This is a genomic window from Microbulbifer maximicatervae (SeqCode) (genome assembly GCF_052467225.1).
In genome coordinates, this window is sequence record NZ_CP174303.1 from 3,899,533 (window position 1) to 3,922,503 (window position 22,971).

Genomic DNA, 22,971 nt, shown 5'->3' on the forward strand with positions numbered 1-22,971 from the left:
TGGAGGCTTATTGGCTAAATCCGTCTAGTGACGGCTAATAATGCCATTTACTCTTTACTTAAAAACTGGAGTTAAATAGTGGGATTAAACAACCTGATTCTTTTCCGTTTTAATAACTTCACATTATTGTTTGAAGCTCAAACGAAAGGGATAAGAATTAAGGCCCAGCTTGCACCGGGCCCTAAAATCACAGCTTACCAATAATATTAATAAACACCCCATGACTGTCATAGTCCAGCTGGGTGAGATCATCAGAGAAGTCGGTAAAGTTGTAGCCCACCCCCAACTTAAGGTGATCGCCAACATGGCGATACAAGCCGATCAAGGCGCCGCTCTTGCTATCCTGGGCATCGGGTAGGTCCAGTAAGCGAGCTTCCAGGAGGAGATCCCAGCGCTTGATAAAATGCCAGTCTGCACGCAGTACATAAAGGCTGGCACGGCTATCGAAAAACTCCGGGTCTTCCGTATCCATGCTCAACTGGCCCAGACGATAGGCGTACTTGCCACCCAAAGTCCACTGTCGATTGAGATCGTAACTGGCGTCTATCGAAAAGATATGACTCTTCTGGATAAATTCAGTGGAGGTATTTTCAACCGTAACCTGATCCTGAGTCGGCACATTATAGAAATAGGTGTACTTCATCAGGGTATTCAGGCGGTCATTGTTTACCGGGCGGTAGGCATAACCCATTACCGCTTCGGTAAATTTACCATCGTAGAATTCACCTTCCGAACTTTTGCTGTCTGAATAATTGAGTTTGCCTACCAAGCGCCAGTCCGGTGTGAACTGGTAGTTAAAGGTATTTTTTAATAGCCAGGTATTACGCTCGGTTTCCGATACGGTATTTTCGCCCGATACCATTTCCGATATATCCGTACGGTATTCCAGCGCGGATGCGATGCGTATAGCATCCAAACCATAGCCCAGATTAAAGCCCATGGCATTGCGCTCGGTCTTGGCTCCTGTATCCGGGTCTTCGAGTGTGCCCGCCTCCAGGGTAGTGCCATAGGTCCAACGGTCATTGGGGGCCAGATCCATACCCAGGGCGTGGGTCAGGCCAGTGGAAACATCACCGTGACTATAGCGCTCCTCACCGTAAATATTTAGCGTATCAGAATAGCGACTGCGGAAGCCGGTACTCATATTGCCCTTGCGTGCACGCACACCGGTATCGCTGCGCTCATTATCCAGCGCATAATTCATATATAGGCTGGTTCTGTCAGTCACCAGAAAGTCCGTACCGAGTCGGGCAGCTGTGCCAGTATCACCACCGGAAACTTCACTGTCCATTGTCAAACGGTCACTTACCCGATAAGCGCCACCGAGGCCGATGCGATTGTTCTCTTCCCGGGTACCGGTCACTTCCATCGTATTCTGAACAAAACCAAAGGCGCTCCAACTCTCACCGGAATCATAGCTCGCCTCGACAGCAACATCTGTGCGATCCCCTTCTGTCTGGGTAGCGGCGACAACTTCGGATTCATCTTCACGGCTATCATTGCGAACTGCGGAGGTGAGTCGCCAGTGATCATTAATGCGGTAGCCGAGCATCAAGTCCATGGCATTGGTTTGTAACCCCTGCTCTTCCTCTTTGGTATCGGCTTTGATTCTGACATCAAAACTTTCGCCGATCGGCAGGTTAACGCCACCGCCATATTGGATGGTATCGCCATCCACAAATTGGCCTGGACCGGAAAAACCAGCTTCACGCTCTTGATGGTAAAAATTACCAGAGCCACGCAAACTCTCGAAGAAATCTCCCAGCTGTAAAACGCCTTCCACTTTGGTTGCACTGGCAGCAACCGTGGAATCCAGGCTTTCATCATCAAAGGTGTAGCCGCCATCGAGCGAACTGAAGCTATCGAGATTGCTACCCTCGCTATCGGCCATTTCAATTTTCACCCAACTACTGGCGCTTTTACGCAAAGTCAGGTCAATACCCTGCAAGGAACTTTCATTCTCATCTTCATCTTGCTGAATACTGCTGAGGCCCAATTTGACGTGATCGCCCAACCAGTAGTGGGCACGCCCACCGACAGCCAGGGTATCCATTTCTTCAAAACCGGGAGTATATTCGTAGCGTGCTACCAGGTATTGGGGATTGCCGTTGTAAGCTCCATCTTCAATGAGCAGTTCATCATTTGCCAGGGAAGATAAGGGGCTGTTAAGCAGGATACGCCCTTGGATATAGTCGATGTCGTAATCAACTACTGCGGTAAGGGTCTTAACTGCGAGCACCAGCCCGGAATCTTTATCCCGAACTTCTACTCGTAAACTTTCCGAGCCGCTGGAAATGTCCTGGTGACGGAGGTAATACAGGGAACCGCCGGTTCCACGATACTCATCGCGCCCGGCAATGGTTCCCGGCTCTGCTCCAAAGGCATCTATTTGAAAGCGCTTCTCACCAAAGCTAGTCATCGCATCGGTTTCAAAGTGACCGCTACCGCCGTAGAGCGTTCGGTCAATTTGAGCGAGCTCATTATCGGCGTAGTTGGCTTTGAAATTACCCCAGAGACCGTAGTCATCGTACTTGGACAATTTCACATAAAACTTGCCTGACGTGGGGGCGTCTTCAACTACGGTGGAGTCATCGCCAAACGTCGGGTAATACAAATCACTATCCAGGCGGCGGAACAAGGCATCGGGAGACTTTTCCATAAAGTTGGAAAACAGATCCTCTACCGGGCCCTCTTCGGTATCTGCACTGGCCGACAGACGCCAGCCTTCCCCGAAACCGCCGTTGGTGTAAAACGCCAGACGGCCATCGTAGCTTACTGAATTGTCATAATGAGTTTCATCACCAGTAACCAGGGCCGCAGGGCCATTGGTTTTATCGTAACCCACAGTAAGGTCGGCAATACCTACAGTAAACCAGTCGTTTTTGGCAAAATCCAAATCCCGCAGGAAAAGTTCGCCATTACCCTCATCATCGAGTATCGCCACTTCAACCGTATGCATACCCGGCTCAAAAATTTGCTCGGCGATAAACTGGCCTTGACTATCGACCGGTACCGGATTGCCCGCTAACCATACGGTGTGCCCGGACGGCACCTGAGTGCCATTGACCAATACACTGTTACCATCCAGAGGGATGTTCCGCTGCGCTAAGCGGTTCTCACCATAGCCTACTAATAATTCCCTACCAATATCTTCATTTTCTGAAGACTCTTCAATTTGATCTACCAACCACAGGGTCTGTTCCGTGGTCTCGTCATAGCGGCCCTTGTTGTCATAGGCACGCAGTACGTAGTGTAATTTTTTTAAAGGCGCCTGGAATTCAGAAAATTCTGCATGCCATTCCCCTTTGCCAAAGTGATCCAGCGGTACAATTGCCAGAGGTGTATCGCGCAGAGACTGTCCCTCTTCGAACAATCGCACTTCGGTACTTTTAATAAAAGAGGGATAGTTGGTATAGCTACTGAAAAATACCCGGTTCTCTGCCAGGTCGGTATCCGGGTTATCTGCGTAACGGATGGTATTGGGCCATGCTGTCACATTCAGGCGCGGTTGCATTTTTTTATTGTCGAAGCGAAATTGAATATTCGCTTCTTGCAAGGCCACATCAGTACAGCGCTGTAAGTCCGCCGAGTTTTTATAGGGGTCGTATTCCGGGCTGCCGTCGACAGTAATACGCATCAAGTTAAGTGCGTAGGGATTATTGGCTATGGCTTCACGATTAATGCGCTCGATTTCCAAGCGATCACTTTCAGTGAGAATTGCCAGTTCATCGTACAGGATTTCGACCTCAACCCTGGCGCCATCCCGCTGCTCAAAGCCATTGCTCACAACATCCGCAGATTGGACGTAGCCGCGCCCCTCAAACTCCACCTGGGTGTCTTCGAGATTCAGTAATTCCTGTACCTGTGCCATAGCGCGCTGAGCGCGGGCACCGGACAGTCCCTGGTCATCGCCGTAGACCATCGCTTCGCGGCGATCCATACGCTGGTTATCGCTGTAGCCAATAAAGCTCAGACGAACATTCGCTTTATTGGAAATTTCAGCCATGGCCGCACGTATTTGTGTCAGCTGTGCCTGACTGATAATCGGATCGCCATTATCAAAACGAATCGGCGACAGTTTTCCACCGGCAGATTCATAGGCAATGGTGAGAGTTTCCGCAGCGGCAGCTTCCGGACAGGCCTGAACAGAATCTGTAGCGACTTCCAATGGGTCGTCATACCAAAATTCCACTTCTACCCGGCGGTTGAGGGCTCGGCCTTTCGGCGTATCGTTGGCCGCTATTGGTTGACTTGCCCCCTTGCCACTGCTGGTGACCATGGCCGCAGGCAAATTCAGTGCAGAACCCAGGGCCTGAGCGACACGGCGGGCTTCGCTATAGGATCGCTCCTGATAAGCACTCTGTTGGGCTTCCGGATTTTCACTCACGTCCAGGGGGCGGGCGTCGGTATGACCAATAAAGTGAATAACCAGATTGTTTTTATCCGCAAGGTTGGATCGAACCTCGCGGATACGGCGAATAAAGGCTTCCGGCAATTCTGTTTGACCGGGCTCCATCCTCAGTGGCGTCACCAGGTTTCTAAGGCGTGCCCGCTGTTCACTGCCTGCGGCATAAGTAAGCCTGCATACCGTTTCCTGGCGGCATACTTTCACCCGGTTGAGCAACAATGCTTCCGCACGAGCACGGTCCGCCATGGCTTTTTCATCCAGGGCGTCATAGGTTACTTTTACCTGTACTCGGCGATTCTCTTCACGACCTGCGGTAGTAATATTATCCGCTGTGGGTTCTATATCCCCTCGCCCTTCAACAACAATCATTTGCTCAGGCAGTTCAAGGGCCTCTTGAAGGAAGTCCGCCACGAACTGGGCCCGCGCCAAAGTAAATTCTTCTTTGCTGGCAAAGTCTGCTACCTGTTCCCCGGTAAGGGGATCGGAATCTGTATGGCCAATAAAGTGCAACTTAAAATTGGGCGTCTCACCCAAGTCATTCAAGCTCTGGCGCAGTAACTCCACTGCCTCCAGAGGTATTTCATCCTCAACGCCATAGAACAGGATTGGGTCGATAAAATCTTCCACCACAATCGGGTCCAGCGGTGCAACAAATTGAGTTGCATCCTGCAACCATTGATTTGTAGGTGCGCGCAGCAGCATACCTTCAGTATTACTGCCTATCGACTGCTCTTCGAGTTCGGATTGAGCTCCACTTTCTTCAGAACTCAGGCTTGGAATATTTTGCCAGACCTGCCACCAACTAGGCTCATCTACTTGCGCACCCGCTTCCTGGGCCTGCGCTGGAAGTGTTAATGCCAACGCGATCGCAGTGGCGAGACGGCAGTCCCGCCGGGGGAAAAAGCGGGTCGTCTTCGCGGCAGTATTTATCGAGCAAGCTCGCTGATCACGATTCCGTTTTGCAAAGGACATCACTCCAAACCTCCTTTACCAGGAGGCGCTCCACGGCGCCAGAAAACTTCAGTTTCTATGGTCAAATCGTAGTCACCTTCACGGCTCTCCCAGTCCTGGGCGACCTGATCTTTAATTGCCTGCAGACGCTCGTCCACCAGATCCGGATCTTCATTCTCCCCAAGATAGGCAAGGCGTAAAACAGAGGGAGCTTCACTGAGTTTTTCCAACAATAAATCCATTCGGGAATGCCATTGCGGGCGCAACTCTGTTGTGCCCGGTTCAAATACCGCTTCGGCAATATCCAGGCGCACTACCCGGTGCAAGCTGGCTCCAAAGTTGAACTTCAGCATCTTGCCTCGGGTGGCTCGCAGCACACGCGGGTTTTCAGTGGTGAGACGATACCCGCTTGGCAAGCTGCGATCGTCGAGCTTGAGCACAAAATTGGAACCTCGATCCCCATTCGGCACCACTGCGCAGGTAATATGGAATCGACCGTGGGAGTCCGCTGTCGCATTCAGGCCGGTAGCAGTCACCACTCGAGCACCCGGTAAACCACCCTCTCCTTCATCCTGGTAGCCATTCATATTTTTATCGTCAAACACTTTGCCGATAACATCGGTACAGTCGAAGGTGGGATCGGGCACCACACGCACAGTGGCAGAGGCCTCACCAGAGGCTGCCTGTCCAGAGAGCTGATTAAACATACGGGCGCGGTTCACATATTTGCCCTCGCCCACACCGGAACCCACAACCAATAGCAATTTCAATACACGGGTTTCTTCCGCTTCCACGCGCAGATCCGACCACCTCAATTGCAGGCCTTCGCTTTCAGGCTCAACCGCTTCTCCATCAAGGCGCGCCGAGCCCGCGACATATTTGAAGCCTGCCGGGAAGTAATCGACTAGCTGTAGATCTGTCAGTGGAATTGGCAGCGTATTGCCAAAAGTAATGGTGTAAGGAACCAACTGACTGCGGGTTACATTGAGCATGGCCGCGGTTTTGGTGATGGATAGCGCCCCTTCCAACTCCGGGTCCATGGCGACATGGTTGTTAAACAGCTGGCTTTCCCCTGGAATCTGACCATCATCCAAAGTCATTCGCAGGTAGTAGTCCGTTGCCGCATCCCGCGCCTCTACATCAAGAGAGGGGTGAGAGAATGATTCCTGAACCTCACAGTGATTTGCGGTCGCAGGAACCATATCGGCGTTGCTGCCCAGACAACCGGCCACATCAAAACCGGCAGTTTCGCTGTTTGTCTGAGAAGGAATTACCAGTGATTCACCACCCACATAATCCTCATCCGCGATATCCACCTGAATCAGGTAGTCCGCGTTGGATGGACAGGCTGCATCGCTGAAGTTGATATCAAACTTGTAGTAACCCCCAGACTGGGTTACCTGCCCTTGTTGTTTCTCATCATCAAAACAACGCGCAGGCAATTCCTGACCGGAACTCACCCTCAACATAGTGAGGGTGGCACCCTCAATGGCGGAGCGGGTTACTGAATCGTAAACCACGCCATTGGGTGTTAGAGGCAAATTCAAGTCCTGCGGGTTCGCTCCCGAATCTACATAAATTTCACTAATGGACTGCGGGCCGTTGGTGAAATCAGAAACAGAGTTACCCAATGAAGCTGTACTTTCAGTAGCATCTGGTGCGGTGTAACGCATTTCATAGCTAAGGCCACCATAGCTGTTCGGTACGAGCCCCTGGAACTGGAAGTAACCATTTTCATCAGACTGAACTGTTTCCATCAATTCGTCATTGAAATACAGGTCTACCGCCCAATTAAGCAGCAGGCTCTCATCCGTATCCAAGGCATCATTGAAATTCACATCGTGCCACAGATAACCAGCCAGGTTGGCAATGCCCGGGGTACCGCCAACGTCAATGGCAACACTAGCCTGAGCGCTGGAGGCCGGATCATTCCACTGTACTTCTGCGGTATTTACTACAGTAAAACCATAATCCAGGTTTTCTGACATCTGCGCCTGGAAACGCAGAGTAACCATCTCTCCTGGTTCCAAATCACCGTAAGTTGTGGCGTAGTCTGCAGTGATTAGTGTGTCGACAACCGTTATTCCATCGGTCTGCCCGTTGAGCATGGCCGAATCAGCGATATAGGTAAGAACTCCATCTCCGGCTATAGCCAGGTCATCGGTGATCTCAATATAAGTTGCTGGGACACCGCTGATATTTTCGACGGTTACCTGGTATTCCAATACCGCACCCGCTTCTGCGGCACCGCCACCGACAACAGCAACTTCTTTCACAATGGAGAGCAACTGGGCATCACCCACGACAACGTCAGTTGGCTGTGCACCATTGGCTGGGTTGCCATCTGCATCGGTCAGGGTAAGTGCCAACTCATCTGCATCAACACTACCCTGGTTACTGATAACTGTGCCTGTCGGGGTGCCAGAATTCACCATTACCTCAAATGTGACAGTGGCAGTTTGCCCCGAGGTAATAATGCCTTCATTGGCTCCTGGTAGCGGCGGAGTCAGGTCATCGGATGAAACCGGTAGGGCAGAATCCAACTGTGAATTACCACCACCGTTATCCGCGACCACTTCACCATTTAAAGTGGTGGTGCCAGCAACATAAGTAGTGTCATTTGGTACCTGATCGGTAAGCGCTACTTCGAGAGCATCTACACCACCCATATTGGTGATTGCGATGGTATAGCGAAGTACATCACCCGGATCGACAATCCCTGCGGAAATATAGTCTTCGGCAATCTCCACAGTCTTGTGGGCAATTAACAGGGGTACATCGCCAACAATATCGATCGTGGGATCATTGGGAGCATCGGTATTCGGATCATCGGAGGGCACTTCATCAAAAGTACCGCTACCCACACCTTCACCATTTACAAACGCTTGGTTTGAAATAACGGTGCCATCATTAACGTCATTAATGGTGACATCAAAGGTGATGACCACTGCAGGTGCGCCATTGGCCGTTGCGCCGATAAAACCATCGGCTTCACCATCGGTATTAATGCTCATACCTGCAGCCAGAGGAGAGGTGCCGCTGACATCAGACAATGTGGAGCCATTCAGGGTGGTAGAGCCACTGACATAAGTTGTATTAGATGGGATCTGATCCAATATCAGGGCATTGATCGCATTCTCATTACCGGCATTTTCCGCGGTAATGGTATATCGCAGGGTATCCCCAACCATCAGCAGATCTGCATCATCAGTCATATCTGCCGACGTTTTTTCTACCACCAGTAATGGCTCTGACTCAATCAGTACTTCTGTGGGATCTTCATCACCCGCCGTATCCGGATCATCGGTGCCGTTGATGTTGGGATCATCACTGTCTTGCAGTAATTGCCCGGGAAGCTGAACCTGGGCCTGGTTGAAGACTTGGGTCCCACTATCAATAACTGCTGCCAGGGTAACTTCATAAACAATCTGGATAGAATCTCCCGCGGTACCGCTCGCCGTAAGATCCAGATTACTGACTTCCAGATAGCCACTATTCCAGGTACCGGCAGAGGCATCGATAGCACTGCTGTCACTGCCAGTCGGAGCACTTACCAACTGTAAAGTGCCCGATTCAAACAGTGCAGAATTATTTAATCGACCCAGGTCATCGGTAATCTCGACTCCGCTCACATCGACACCACTCGTATTGGTCAGTGTCAATGTGTAACGTAAAACTTCCGTGGGACTGGCTGCAGTGGCCGGGTTTTCTCCACGGCTGATATTTTCCACTGCTTTGTAGAAAGTCACTTTCGGCACAGAGGCGCTAATCGAATAAGCGTCCTCGTGATCCAGCACACCGGGAGTGCCATCGGTGGGCGCCGCACGGGTGTACTGGCGAACTTCAGTGAGGCTGCTATCCCAGCTGTGCCACTGAGTAACACCAGCAATATTCGTCAGCGTATCCCCATCGACGGTGTCGGCATCCAAATAGGCATCGTAACCAATCAGCAGATGGTAATCCGCATCCAGCATTGCCGCTGGGCCGATGGAGGTAATTGTGAGGGTGCAACTATCGTTATCAAATACCGCGCTAAAGTCAGAACCCTCTGTCAGGGTGGCCGTGGTGGTGCCAGCGCTGTCAGTAATTTGCGCGGTGAAATTGGCTGGGGCCGTTTCACACATTCCACCGGGATTATTATCCGGCAAAATATCGGTAACACTAATATCCCAGGCCGGGCCCGTACCGGTATTGTGCAAATCTAAAGTAAAGGTACCGCCTACACCGGACTGGACACTGGTGGGGCCAGTTTTAGTCAGGGTAATAGCCGTGGGCTCTACTACCGTCATGTCCGCCGTAGTATTGCCGCTACCCGCACCCTGCCCCGCTGAGGCATTATCATTATCGTAGTTGTAGTTGTAGCTGGCACTGGTGGCAAAATTCAAACCGTCCACATTCGGCGGGTCCATATCCAGCAGTCGCAGTGTTACATCAATAACCACTTGCTCGCCGGCGGGCACATCAATTCCGTTAGTGCTATCTGCAATACTGAGACTGGTGGAGCTGCCGTTATTTTCCGGAGTGAAAGATGCACTGCCAGATACTTTACTGGCACTGACAAATTCCAGATCCGCAGCAGACGTAGTCAGATCCATCAGCACAGTGACATCGTGAAGCGCCGTGGTCTGCACCGTTTCCGGGATGGTAATGCGATAGTTAAACGGCTCGCCAATGGAAGCTGTTAATTGGGTAACTTCAATCAACAGTGGCGCGGCATTGGGAGTATTAAATTGGACACTCACCGGAGAAGTCGGGCCATAATCCTCACGTAAATCGTCAGTGACCGCCACGGAATTCAGAGACGGCAAATCGTTATCATCAAGCGAATAATAAACTTCAACATAGGCCGCATTTTGCAGGCTAAGTCCAGCACCTAAATTAGAATCCGCTTCAACGCGATATACCATTTCCATGGACTCACCAGCGTTGATTCCGTAACCCGTACCTGCGGCAAAATCCCAAACGGCTTCGCCAGTACTGCTATCGAAAGTAGGCGCAACCACTGTTGCTGCGGCACCATTTACCGTGAGGGACTGGACACTGACTCCCCCTTGGCGCAGACCTAAAGGAATCACATCGCGGAATACCGGATCATAGGCTGGTGAAGAACCGTTGTTGGTAATCGTAACGGTATATTCAATGGTATCGCCGGCGGAAAGCGTGCTGCCATCTGCGGGAGTTGAGCTAATAGCTACGGCGAGATCCGGCTGTAACAGGTCCAGTGTTTCGCTATCACTACGGGTTTCAGCTCCTGTGGCAGCATCAAAATCAAACTCTGCAGTATTGGTCAGCGCGGTGTTCGTTGCTGGCCAGGGGTGGGAATCCTCATTGAGAACCCGCACAAGGTAACGCACAACAAATTCATCGTTGCTGGTATCGTTATCACCCGTGTTGACCAGGTCGGGAATACTCCAGGTAACCGTAGTGGCACCAGTAGAAGGATCACCAGACTGCACTGGCTCTGCAATATCGGTGTGGGTAAAGGGCGCCGCAGCCGTAAATGGTGCAGAAGTCTGGCCATTAATTGAAAGTGTGCTTACAAACACCATTCCCTGGGGCAAAGTATCGACAATAAGCCCATTGGAGGCCGTGCCCTCTGGTAGGGAGAGGGTAATCTGGTATTCAACCAAGTCGCCCACTCGCAATTGCTCGTCAGCGCTACCATAGCTGTCATCTGAACGGATTTTGCTAATTGTACTGTCATTGGCAGCATCTAGCTGAGCAGCAATATTTTCCAGCAAGTAATCATTCAGGCCGCCGCTGCCATCAGCACCGTTACGTTCATAAATACTGCTGTTATCTTCATCGAGACTGGTCCATTCCACACTGGCAGTTGCGGACAGCGCAGCTGCTGGCTGTACGCTGTCGAGTACAACTACATCGAACACCAGTTCACTGTTATCACCTGCGGTGATATCCAGATCACTATTGGCCCTATCCCAAACCAGGTTTTGTGCACTAGTAACTCCGTCACCATTCACGGTGGGATCTGCCTGGGAGGCTCCGGCAAAAGTCACGGTGCCCGGTACAAACCCAAGCCCCAGGGATAACAACTCATTAACCGAAAGATCGTAAGCTGCAGAATTTTCCGCATTACCCGCAGCACTGAGATCCAGGGTAAAACGCAGTACATCGCCCGCATCCGGATCGTTACCGGGGTTGGTTTGATTTGCGACAGAGGCAATTGCACTTATTTCTGGCTCGACGATGGTAAGTGTCGCCGCAGTACCAGTGCCTCCGGACTGCGAAGTGCCACCATCAGTCGCGGCATAAGAATAAGTCACCTCATTTTCAAAGCTGTGGCCAGCCTGGGCTGTAGCATTGTTGGCAACCCGAGCGCGAACTTCAAAAATTGCCACGGTACCGGCTGGGATAATATCGATTGCCATATCGATATTATTGCCACTGGTATTATCGGTGTAGGTAAGCCCATTAATTTCCTGCAATTGCACCAACTCCAGGCTGGGGTCTAATACATCGGAAATTTCAATATCGTAAATAGCCGAGGTGGTGCCGCTACCGGGTACCTGTATCTGGTATACGACCTCGTCACCAACAGCGGCAGTAGTCGCTGTTTGCAGTGTTTTTTGTGGAGCAGTCACACTGGTCGCAACAGTGCCCATAGGATAGGGAGTGCCCAAAGTAACTGCAGAGTACTGTTCGCCATTGCTAGCTTCCAGCGACCAGAATTCATCGACGGTAAAAGTGTTAACCCAGCTTTCACCGCCACTAATATCTGTATAGAAACCGATCTCGTAACTGATTTCCAAACAGGTGCCCGCTTCGACCGGCACCAGGAAATCGAAGCCCATATCATCACCCCGTGTTGCCGGCGCACTATAGGTGTAGTCTGTTCCCTGTGTCAGCACAGTACCGTCGAGGCTCACCTGGAGATTGGCAATGGAACTCTCATCCATTTGCGTCGCTAAATCGTCAGTTAGCGATAGGTTGTAGGCGGGGGCAAGACCCGAGTTACAGGCCAGCAGGGTAAACTGCATAATATCGTTGGCCGGGTCCACATTCATATGGGAACTGGGCCAGGTAGCATCGGTCTTGGTGAGATTGTCGATCACCGGTTGCAGTACAGTAATATCGGCGCTGTCCTGCAAGGTACTGGCGGCACCGGTGTAATTTAGCTGAGCCGTATTGGTAAGAGTTGAGGTAGGCGCGGTGATTCCCGAACCCGCTACTACTTTAGCGGTGTACTCAATAACAAAGTTATTGGTATTACCGAAATTACTGGTGATATCCCCTAGATCCCAGGAAACTGTACCGGTATCGCCGGCAGTGGGAACCGAAATCGCTGAATAGGTAAAATCATTCAGGCTATCGTCGTAGGGAGCAGTGGTATCCCCGTTCACGCTGACAACAGTGTCAAATTCCAAACCACTGGGCAGCGCATCATCAATAGTTACCGCTGGTGTTGTTCCCGCCTGTAAATTCAGGGTGAGCTGGTAAGTGACAGTATCGCCAACACGCAAAGTACCCACTGGAGTTGCGGTATCTGTATCGGCAATTACTGCTTTTGTAATGCTAGTATTGTCTACCGTATTAATACTGGCTTCTGCAGGACCAACACAGTAATCATCAGGTGCGGAAATACTGGGGCATCCAGCACCGTCTCGCTCATAGGCCTGGTCATTGATACTGCCATCGTCCAGGGAGGTCCAGTCCAGCATCACACTGTTGCTGATAGGCGAACCAAAAACGCCTGTAACCTGGGTTCGGTAGGTGAGCACCAGAGTTTGACCCAGCGCTAAATCCAGACTGTTATCGCCATTGTCACGACCCCATACGAGTGGACCTGCTGGAGCTGCCGCTGGTGTGGCGACAAAGCCGGATACTGCGGTACCGCCTATTTCTGCGGTAGGTGTAAAGCTGCTATCAAAGGTCAACTCTGAAGGCAGCGTATCGACTAAATTCAGCTCATAAGCTGCGGCACTGGAGCCCGCATCATGCTCCACGGTAATAACATATTCCAGCACATCACCACCCACCGGCAGATTGCCGGGGTTGGTGGCATTACTCACTGTCTTATTAATCTCGAGTAACGGCTCTACTACCGTTACACTGGTTGTGCTGTCGTTGATATTTTCTGTGCTGCCACTTTCCCCATTGCTGTAAGTAAGCGCGGCATTATTTTGGCGATTATCACCATCATTAGTGGCGAGATCATTTTCGATGCGGGCAAAATAGGTAATTCGAATCAGCGGAGCAATTGTGCTTCCGGCCGTGTCATTTTCACTGCTGGTATCGACGGTGCCGATATCCCAGGTAGCATTTCCGGAAGTATTATCCCCCGGAAAACTGTTAAAAGCTGATTCAGATGGCGCGCTGCCATTAATAGTTTCAATACCGACAAAATCGTAAGTGATATCGTAGTCAGTATTATGAGAGAGCACATAACCCTCAGGGCTACCCAGCTGATCAGTGATAACTACATTTTCACTGATACCTTCCGGTAAACTAATCTCCAGTTGGAATTTTTTATGGGCGCCAATGGTGGGGACTACCGAGGTGTCCAAATCCGTTTTAGTCAACTCTAATGACGGCACTTCGGTCTGGGCGCTGGCAGTGGTTTCATAATCGTTGATGGGATCGCCTACATTAGGCAAAACACCAATACGCATGCCGTCAGCGGCACCATCAATGCCAATAGAGTTGCCACTATTAAGGGCAACATCTATACCAGGTAGGGATTGCCAGCGGGCCTCAATGGTGTTGTCCAGAATTTCATGGGGCTCAACGCCCTGCTCTACCTGGACTTCAAAAGTGAATATTTTTGTATTGCCAACCGCAATAGTGTAATCGCTATTACTGCGATTCCAGCTAAAGATGGGAGCATTGGTGCCCACCGTAGTGACATCGACATTATTGGGTGGATCGTTGCCGCCCACATTGCCCAGGTAAATAAGATTGCTACCGGTGAGATCGTCGAGCACCTGCAAGTTGTAGGCATCGGCGCTGCCAATATTTTCTGCAGTAACAGTCACCGTGAGAATATCGTCAGCATCACTATTGGTAACAGCAAAGGATTTGGTCAGCTGTATTTGTGGCTCGAGTACTGTTATTTCATGGGCATCAAATGGCACCGCCACCGCCGCACCGGACTCATCCACATAAGTAACTTGCGCAGTGGTATAGCTGCCGCCATTACCCAAAACATCACCGTCATTGGTGTTACTGCTGTTTTCAATACGGGCAATAAACTCTACCGGAAAATCAAACAGGCTACCGGATACGGTGGTGAGCTCCTGATCACCAAAATCCCACTCAACGTAATCTGCAGTACCTGTGCTGGTACAGGTAGCATTAAAAGTACCTCCCGGTACAAAGCCAGCGGCATTGTAAGGGGAGGCATTTAAATCGATGGTCTCCCCTTCAATACAGCGCATACCTGCCGGCAATTCATCACGAATCACAAAATCTCGCAGTTTCGCTGCCGGAATCTGTGCTGTCAGTTCGTAACGTACCTCTTCACCGACAACCGCTGTGTCACTGCTGGTTCCACTGGCCGTGCCGTTGGAGAACTCAAGGGCTTCCTTCGGCTCTGCCTGCACTTCAATAATCCTCATCTGCGCTTCGGCATCATCGGACTGGTAGTGGCGTGCCCGACCGGCTGCAGGAGTGCCATCACCGACACCATCATTATCCGTGTCACTGTCAATTTGCGGGGAAGTCTGATTACCAAAATCGCCTTCCAAGCTGTCATAGCGAGCAAAGAAAGTATTGGTAAATAGCTGTAGTGGTGCCACTGACTGGTGTGGTTTCACACGGTAATACAGGGTTACGGAGTCACCCGGGTTAATTCGCTCAAGGGCAGTGGAATGCTCATAGGAAAAAGTAATAATAGCCGGAGTACCACCATCACTACAGTGGGTAGCTTCTGAATAGTTATTTGCACCGGAGGTAATTCCCACCAAGCCATCATCACCACTGACAGTTTCCGAACTGCCATCAGCATCATTATCCAGGCTATCGGAATCCATTGCCTGCACACACATCTGGCCGGAAGAATCCAGGGTATCAGTTACTACAACATCGTATGCAGGAGCGCGATCAACACCGCTATCCGCAGCCCGGTTGGTCACCGTGAGACGGAAGATATAAGTCTGGTCCCGGTGCCCTTCATTAGTAAAATCAACGAATTTGCTACAGCTTGTTCCTGTGCCGTAGAGATTTTCATTACAGACTTTTTTGTCGACTTCTATCGAGGGTTCAGTAACGGTGACAGATTCCGACCACTCGGTGATATCCGGAAAACCAGGGACCGTGGTTGGAACACCATCAATATTGGTCAGGGTTCCACTGGTATTGTAGTTATCTACGATAATCGTTTCAGTATCAAAAACCGCAGTAAACTGGGCGCGAGCGTAATCGATACTGTCATTTGCGTGTTGGTTCGGATCAGTGTTTTCTGTATCCACTGGGTCATTCAACAAGCGGGTTGTCATATCCGCAAGGAACCAGCGATCTTTCGCTGTAATATTGGTAGTAATATCCCACTGTAAATCTGTCTCACTCAGAGAGTTATTCAGACCACCGCCCTCGACAATATCACTGCTCGAAATAACCACACAATTTGCCTGAGAGGTGGGATCAGGAAGGCTCACGTCTGAACAATTTAGCGGTGAATCCGCAATATAACCCTGGCCGTCGGGAAGATCATCGATAACATCAATGTCCTTCACTTCTATCAAAGTAAATCCCGGTGTATCGAATCCAAACCAACCACCGGCTTGAATTTCAAAACTACACTCTTCACCAATCAACACACTGCTATTTGGGAAAGCAGTTTCACTGGTCAGCTCGGTACATTCATCGGAACGGTCCTTGACCAGGTTAAAACCCATTACCCGCGCGCGCATACCATCAAGGGTGTAATTATTAGCCAGTTGCTGGTTTGGTGTCGTATCCGTTAGAGATGCAGGACTGGGGAAACTTAGCGCGGTGCCATCATATAAGGTGATTTCACCTACGACATCTGCACGGAACGTCAGGTCGTCATCGGTGGCCGAGTGATTCTTTTCAACCACAAAAACCACTCGCTCTGTATCACCAGGTCCAATTTCACCCCCCAAATCACCACTATCACACAGGTACACCCTGGAGGAATCCGGCAAATAATCAGGCTGGTTCCAAAGTGGGTGTCCTGGCACTGTACCCAGGTTGGGATTTCCCAGGGCCGTACAGCTGCGGTCATTGGACAATACCCTCATCGCCTCACCGAAGGTGACATACAGTGAATAATCATTCGCATCGTGGCCACCATTATTGGTGATATCCACTGTGAGTTCCGAAGTACCACTATCGCGAACGATATAGAGGGGGTGAACAGTACTAACATCCAGGTCTTCGGGATCGGGCGTAACCGATTCCGTATCTACCTGAGTAGCAGGGCTGGTTGAAGAACAGAAATCCTCGTAATCAATAGTGAGAACATTATTTGCCAGAGCGATATTACTATTAGGATCAGTACCGGTGGTAGAAGACTCTTCCTCTACATCCAGGTCCGCATCCAGGTCATAGAAGTCGGGCTCAATCGTAACGATGCGGAAACGAAGTTGAATTTCATCTCCATGTCGCATCATGTGCTCTTGGTCTGAGTATACCGAGTGAACTGTACTACTCAACAAGCGGAATTCCGGTTGGTTGTTATTAAGTGGATCCGTATCCCATTGATTCCAAGTAGAACCCACACGCCATTCCAGCGTATCGGCTTTGCCGTCATAGTCTGAGCTGTAGTTAGCGCCATGGTTATCAATACCGCGACGCTCTCGGGTAATTTCCGGTGTAAAGGTGGTATCAACCACATACTCATCGGGCAGATCGCTGACAAACTGGATATCTCTTACCGAGCCACCCGTCCGGTTATTTACGGTTATAGTGACGTAACCGGAAGCACCGAGAGGTTGATTCAAGTTGGTACCGGTAATCTCCTGGGTAATAGTGAGATCAGTTGAAACCTCAACACGCATTTCCGAAGTATCAGAGCCCGGAGCCGAGGCTTCCGCAGGGCTTGAAATACCGCCCACACCCGTATCACCATCAATCTCACAACCCCACTGTAAATCTGACACTGTATTGGTGCCATTAGTGCAGGAGGTATTTACCTTACCTACCAAGTAAATATCCAGATCGCCACCAGACGGAACGTCAGTGCGCCCTGAACCATTGGAAAAGTTACCATCCAGCTCAAAGTTATTAATAGAATTACTTGCGGAAACACAGCTACTGCCACCAGGCGCAACACCATTATTATTGGCAACAGCTTCAGCGGCACTTTCACTCGGACAGGCGTAGTTGATATCCATATTGGGGTTGGACATCAAATCATCAAAACGCGCATCCTGCATATCCGCGTCACCATCATTAGAGATACGAATACGCCAGATCACATCATCTTCAATATTGCCATAGACATTATTGGTGTAATTCGTTTGTGCCGCATCAATATTACGGCCGCGCTTGTCCATGGAGGGTTCCGGCTCGCGGATCGCCAACTCCATGCTGTGAGTATCTGTAGTGGTGGGGTAACTGCAGTAGTCAAAAGTTGCGGTAGCATTTAGGGTGCGATTATTAACAACCAGCTCTTCCTCTTCTTCATCCTGGCTTCGCACGTTGAAGGTGATAGTCAGGGTCGTATTTTCGTCACGCTCTGCAAGTGCTGACAGGTCATTTTGATCCCAGGTAATCGTGGTACCACTGATAGTGGGCTCACCCAGAACAAACCCAGAACTCACTGAAGTAGAGCCAGTCACATACTCTAGACCGGAGGACCCGAAGTTCTCCGTAATAACGATATCCTGAATAGACTGGGTACCCGATAGGCCACTGAAAATACTGGGTACATCAACTTCGATGGTTACCTGACCATCACCACATAAAACACACCAACTGTCGCTGGAGCGGTGACTGAGAATATTGAACCCTGCAGGATCATCGGTAATAGAAGGACAGTTAGATTGAGCAAGTGCCTGCGGTGCAGTTAGAAGGACCACCGCACAGACCAATAAAAATCCAATAATCACAGACTTGCAGGATTTTTGCTCAACAAATTCCGACTTCATTATCACTTAACGGCCGCCACTTTCTAATACAGATGTTTGGAGATAAATCGGGCATTTACACCAGACACTCCACGGTGGGCGAACTTTAATTACAACCCACTTAGGTAGCCGTGAAACAAGTCATAATTAGCCAGCTGACAAGTGGAACTTTTGTAGGGATTGCCAAGTGGTTCTCAGGCGGGCCCTCAGTGAGGGAAAATTTTGTTCAGAACGGACAAATAATAACTGAACAGGTATGACGAAAATTTCATCAGTTTGAAACGACCGGAACCCACCATTCAGTGGGCTCCGGCCAATTATCAGCCTAGGTTGGCGGGAAGAAGTCAATCGGATAAAGAATGGTAATGGTCGGCACTCCGGCCTTTTCACCAAAGTTAAATCGTTTGACCCTAGCCACAATTTTTGCATTGAGTGACGGCGAATCCACATCACTAGAATCTACACTCACGGCAGAAACCGATCCGCTAGGTTCAATAGTAATCTTCAACACCATCTTACCTTGCAGCGCGGGATTATTACGAAGCTCACGATTGTAGATACGGTACAAGGTGGCCTTGTAGCGATCGAAAACAATCTGGATTTCCTCATCTGTCCGCGACGGTCCAGCACCATCACTGAGAGGACGGTCCTCACCGGCAAAGTCACCTTCAGTACCGATAGAACTTTCCACTCGCGCAAAGGCAACGCCACCCAAGTCCGAACCAGATCCACCCACATTGCGACTCAACTCTGCCGTATTGATACCACCACTTCCCGCGGTAGATGCTGCAGTGATCAGTGAGCGCTGACTGCGGTTCTCTTTTTTACCGGCTGTGCTCAGCTGGGTTTGCTGGCCGAGGCGGTTATCCAGATCATCCTGTATCAGGTCCTGGAAGTTATCCTTAAAGGCGAGAACACCGGATCGCTCAGCTTTTTTACGCGCCTGCTTTTTCTCTGCTTTGGAAGGTTTCGGGTCCTGCTTGGCTACCTTCTGCTCAGGCTTCTTCTCTGGCTTTTTCTCCTCTTTCTTAGGCTTGGCCTTTTCTAGCTCCGGCGGTGGCTTGGGCTTGGTTTTCTTCTCAATAACCAGCTTGGCCAAACGCTCGGGAATTTCCACTATCTGAGACTCGGGCTGGGGCACCGTATACAGAGGAATCAGGTAGCCCAGCAAGGCGGCGATAAACAGTGAGGCAAAGACACAGCGGCGAAAACGCTTCTCGTCCTCGCCCTGCTTGTGCCATGGCATCACCATGGGGCGGAACTTAGGCTGTTCGAATTCCCGTGTTATCTCAAACTCGAACTTTGACTCTTCCTCCTCGCGGCGCAGTTCATCCGCGCGTTCATCCAGCGCAAAGACCTCTTCCTGGCATTCGCTTATGCTGTTCTGTAAAGCACTGCGCTCTTCGCGCAGCTGGTCCAGGCTCTGGTTGAAACTGCGCGTCGACTGCCCGATCCGCTCGATAACCTGCGCAGAAGCATTCTCCCGATAATCTTCCGCCCAGAACATTTCTCCCGCGCCCGCTTCTTCAAGCTTGCGCAGGCGTTCGGAAATCTCGTCGAGCAACTGGTACTTGGACCCCTGGTCCTGTAATTCAGCCAGCTTCTCTTCGATCTGGTGCCGCTCATCCTCGAGCAGCTGCATGCGATGGTGAACCGCCTCAAGCGCCTCACCTACCGCCCGCTGTTGTTGAAGAAAATTACTCACAAACTTCCATTAACCCTGAGATGCTTTCTGAATAACCGCCAGTGAAACTTTGGTATAGCCAGCGTCTGTACAGCTGGACATCACCTTTTTCAGCAAACTGAACGGAATGCCTCTGTCCGCGAGAATATTGACCTCCGGTGGTTCTGGATCCTGCCCCCCCTCGACATCACCCTCACCTGAATCTGCCGAGGCCTGTGCAACTCCAATTGCCTTGGCCAGCTCTGCAACCATCGCTTCCTTAATGGCCGCAATAATGGTTTCCTCGCTTTCCAACACTTCGGAGGTGGCAATTATCGAGTTGGACTCCACCAGGATTTCATCATTGGTCACCATCAAGGTCACCGTTTCCCGGGGCTTGGTCTCCACCACTGAGTCCGGCAAGGTAATCACCTTGGGGGGCTCCAGCGCTTCATTGCTGGAGGTATTAGTCAGCAGGAAAAACACCAGGATCGTAAAAACATCCATCAGGGAAGTCAGGTTCATACCTGAAGTTTTCTTGCGCTTATGGCTTCGCGCCATACGCTTCATGCGTCGGCTTTCATTTCTCATGGCGCATCTCCTATGGAAATATCAGGAAATAAAACCACCTTTTCCACCGCATCCAGATCACTGGGATCACTCCCCTCAACCCGTACTTCAGCTCCGCGCACAGTATCCATAATGCCCACCAAGTGCTCATAGGCGATTGTGGGCTCCATCAGGATGATGGAATCAGTTTTTTCCGGATAACTGGCCTTAACTTCCAACAAAAACTGCGTGAGCTTCTTTAGGTCATACACTTCTGACGTGGGCAGCACAGCGAGAATCTCAGTCTGTTCTGTACCTGCTCCATTGGGAGCCTCAATAGGAGCATTTTCACCCTCGCCATCGATATTCAGGTTGGGGAAACGTGCGATAACCTTTTCACCATCACTGATTTCCACGGCCTGTTCTCGCACAACCACCTCCACCGTAACTGTGGGATCATCCGGTGCTCCACCACCGGCACCACTCGGCATATTAAGTTCGAGAATTGTCACCCGCGAAAATACCGCCGATACCAATAGAAAAGGCACCAATACCACCATCAAATTCAAGAAAGCAGTGATATCCAGCTCAGGAGCTTCTTTATCCCGCCCGTGGCGCCGCCTTCTCATTACGCAGTTTCCGCTTGCTGTGCTACTGGATTAGTTTTAGCTGGGGCAGTTTTTTCACTAGACGGCTTGGATTTTGCGGGCTCCACTTCAAAACGGCGACGGGTTGCACCATCAATCAGGTTGGATGCTTTTACTGAGACCATCTCCAGGCTGTCGATAATTTCACCGGTGAGTGAGTTCAACAGTGCGTGGACGATCAACAACGGGATACCAGTCATCAGACCGAAGGCGGTTGTGTTCATCGCCACGGAAATACTGGCGGAGAGCAGGTCTGCTTTTTCTGCCGGGTTGGCATTGGCTACCGCCGTAAAGGCTTCGATCAGACCCATAATGGTTCCCAGAAGCCCGAGCAAAGTTGCGATATTGGAAAACAAAGCTACGTAAGGGGTGCGCTTTTCCAGTTGTGGAGTGATCTCCATCATGCTCTCTTCCATCGCGATTTCGATATCTTCACGACGGCGAACAGCTCCCTGCCGGGCCAGCCCCATAGACAATAATTTGCTCACACTGGACTCGTCCTGTTTTACCAGGTTGCGAGCGCGATCGAAGTCACCTGAAGCTAATACCGGCTGCAGCTTATCCCACATATTGCGGTTGCTGCGGCGCTCCAAATGCAGGCGGATAAAACGCTCGATAGCCACTGCACCACCCAGTGCGGCAACCACGAGAATCGGGTACATGAAAGTACCGCCCGTCTGGAAAAACTCGATGACGTTATTGAAAAAGTCCATTACAAACCCTCTTGAGAAATACAGCTAAAACTTGGTGCTACTCCGGCGACAGCCAGAATCAATATGGCGTTAATCGCCGGACAGGCTGAGTTGATAGAACTCCAACTCACGCATGAAAACTTCCTTGTCGAGCGGTTTGAGTTTGTCGTCCATCAAGCTGGAGACAAGGTCGCTTTCGACACCCACTTCGGAACTTTTCCAGGGGACAATATAGAGAGACTTAGGGGCTTCCTTGTTACCGATAATAGAAATACCCGACAACTCCTTAATTTTTGAATCCACCTTTTTATCGGTGGATTCTTTTTTCTCCTCTCCCTCAGACTGAGCCAAGGCATAAGGAAAAACCATAAAGCTGGCCACGAATGGCAAAGCCCAACGAAGTTTAATCATTTACCAGCCCTCCGTTGAATATCAGCTAACCAGATAGTGACATCCCGGTCCTCTGGTTCCAATTGAACATATTGCTCGAATTGTGCCAGAGCACACTGGAGATCTTGCAGATACAGATCACACAATATGCCCAGATTTTTTATCAAAGGTAGATATTCTGGATTTTCTGCCAAAGCATTCACATATATTTTTCGCGCCTCGGCAAAGCGCCCTTGCTTTCGGTAGAGAACAGCCAGTTCATTAGTTGCCACCGGATGTTTTTCGTCCAGCGCCAATGCCTTTAAAAAGGCCTCTTCCGCTTTTGCCTCATTGCCACTTTTGTAGTGGGCAATACCCAGATTGATATAGGGTGCCGGAAGGCGCTGCTCGCGCTCCACCACTGACTGCAGAAGTTCAATAGCACTCGCATAATCCTGCTCGGCAAGATATTCCAGGGATCGCTCAAAGTCCCGACTCACACTGCCCGATACCCGCACCGAAGAATAATCAGAGATTTTTCCAGACTTGGTTTGGGTGCTGGCGCAAGCTGCTAACAACAAGGCTAAGCCCACCAGAAAAAACAAACGCATTTGTTTTTGCATAACTTTCCACTCCAAAAGGC

General features: G+C 50.4%; 8 protein-coding genes. All 8 read right to left on the reverse strand.

Features of this window, described 5'->3' with window-relative positions; genetic code table 11:
* Window positions 1-187: 187 nt before the first annotated feature.
* Window positions 188-5,380 (reverse strand): OmpA family protein, encoded by a 5,193-nt coding sequence (locus ACJJIZ_RS16810; protein WP_444914199.1) that lies wholly within the window; start codon window positions 5,378-5,380, stop codon window positions 188-190.
* Window positions 5,380-18,429 (reverse strand): isopeptide-forming domain-containing fimbrial protein, encoded by a 13,050-nt coding sequence (locus ACJJIZ_RS16815; RefSeq protein ID WP_444914200.1) that lies wholly within the window; start codon window positions 18,427-18,429, stop codon window positions 5,380-5,382. Before ACJJIZ_RS16815 ends, ACJJIZ_RS16810 begins: the two co-directional genes overlap by 1 nt.
* A gap of 304 nt (window positions 18,430-18,733) precedes the next feature.
* Window positions 18,734-20,113 carry an AgmX/PglI C-terminal domain-containing protein gene (locus ACJJIZ_RS16820; protein ID WP_444914201.1) on the reverse strand — a complete coding sequence of 460 codons (1,380 nt, stop codon included), beginning with the start codon at window positions 20,111-20,113 and terminating at the stop codon, window positions 18,734-18,736.
* A gap of 9 nt (window positions 20,114-20,122) precedes the next feature.
* Complete coding sequence (locus tag ACJJIZ_RS16825; RefSeq protein WP_444914202.1) at window positions 20,123-20,662, reverse strand: ExbD/TolR family protein; 540 nt, start codon at window positions 20,660-20,662, stop codon at window positions 20,123-20,125.
* Complete coding sequence (locus ACJJIZ_RS16830) at window positions 20,659-21,249, reverse strand: ExbD/TolR family protein (RefSeq protein ID WP_444914203.1); 591 nt, start codon at window positions 21,247-21,249, stop codon at window positions 20,659-20,661. The genes ACJJIZ_RS16825 and ACJJIZ_RS16830 overlap by 4 nt, the downstream gene beginning before the upstream one ends.
* A complete protein-coding gene (locus tag ACJJIZ_RS16835) occupies window positions 21,249-21,980 on the reverse strand; it encodes a MotA/TolQ/ExbB proton channel family protein (protein ID WP_413662566.1) in 732 nt (243 codons plus the stop codon). Before ACJJIZ_RS16835 ends, ACJJIZ_RS16830 begins: the two co-directional genes overlap by 1 nt.
* A 69-nt stretch (window positions 21,981-22,049) precedes the next feature.
* On the reverse strand, window positions 22,050-22,370 hold the full coding sequence (locus ACJJIZ_RS16840) for a hypothetical protein (RefSeq protein WP_238152012.1): 321 nt from the start codon (window positions 22,368-22,370) through the stop codon (window positions 22,050-22,052).
* Entirely contained in the window at window positions 22,367-22,951 is a 585-nt protein-coding gene (locus tag ACJJIZ_RS16845; RefSeq protein ID WP_413662567.1) for a tetratricopeptide repeat protein, read from the reverse strand. The genes ACJJIZ_RS16840 and ACJJIZ_RS16845 overlap by 4 nt, the downstream gene beginning before the upstream one ends.
* Window positions 22,952-22,971 lie beyond the last annotated feature (20 nt).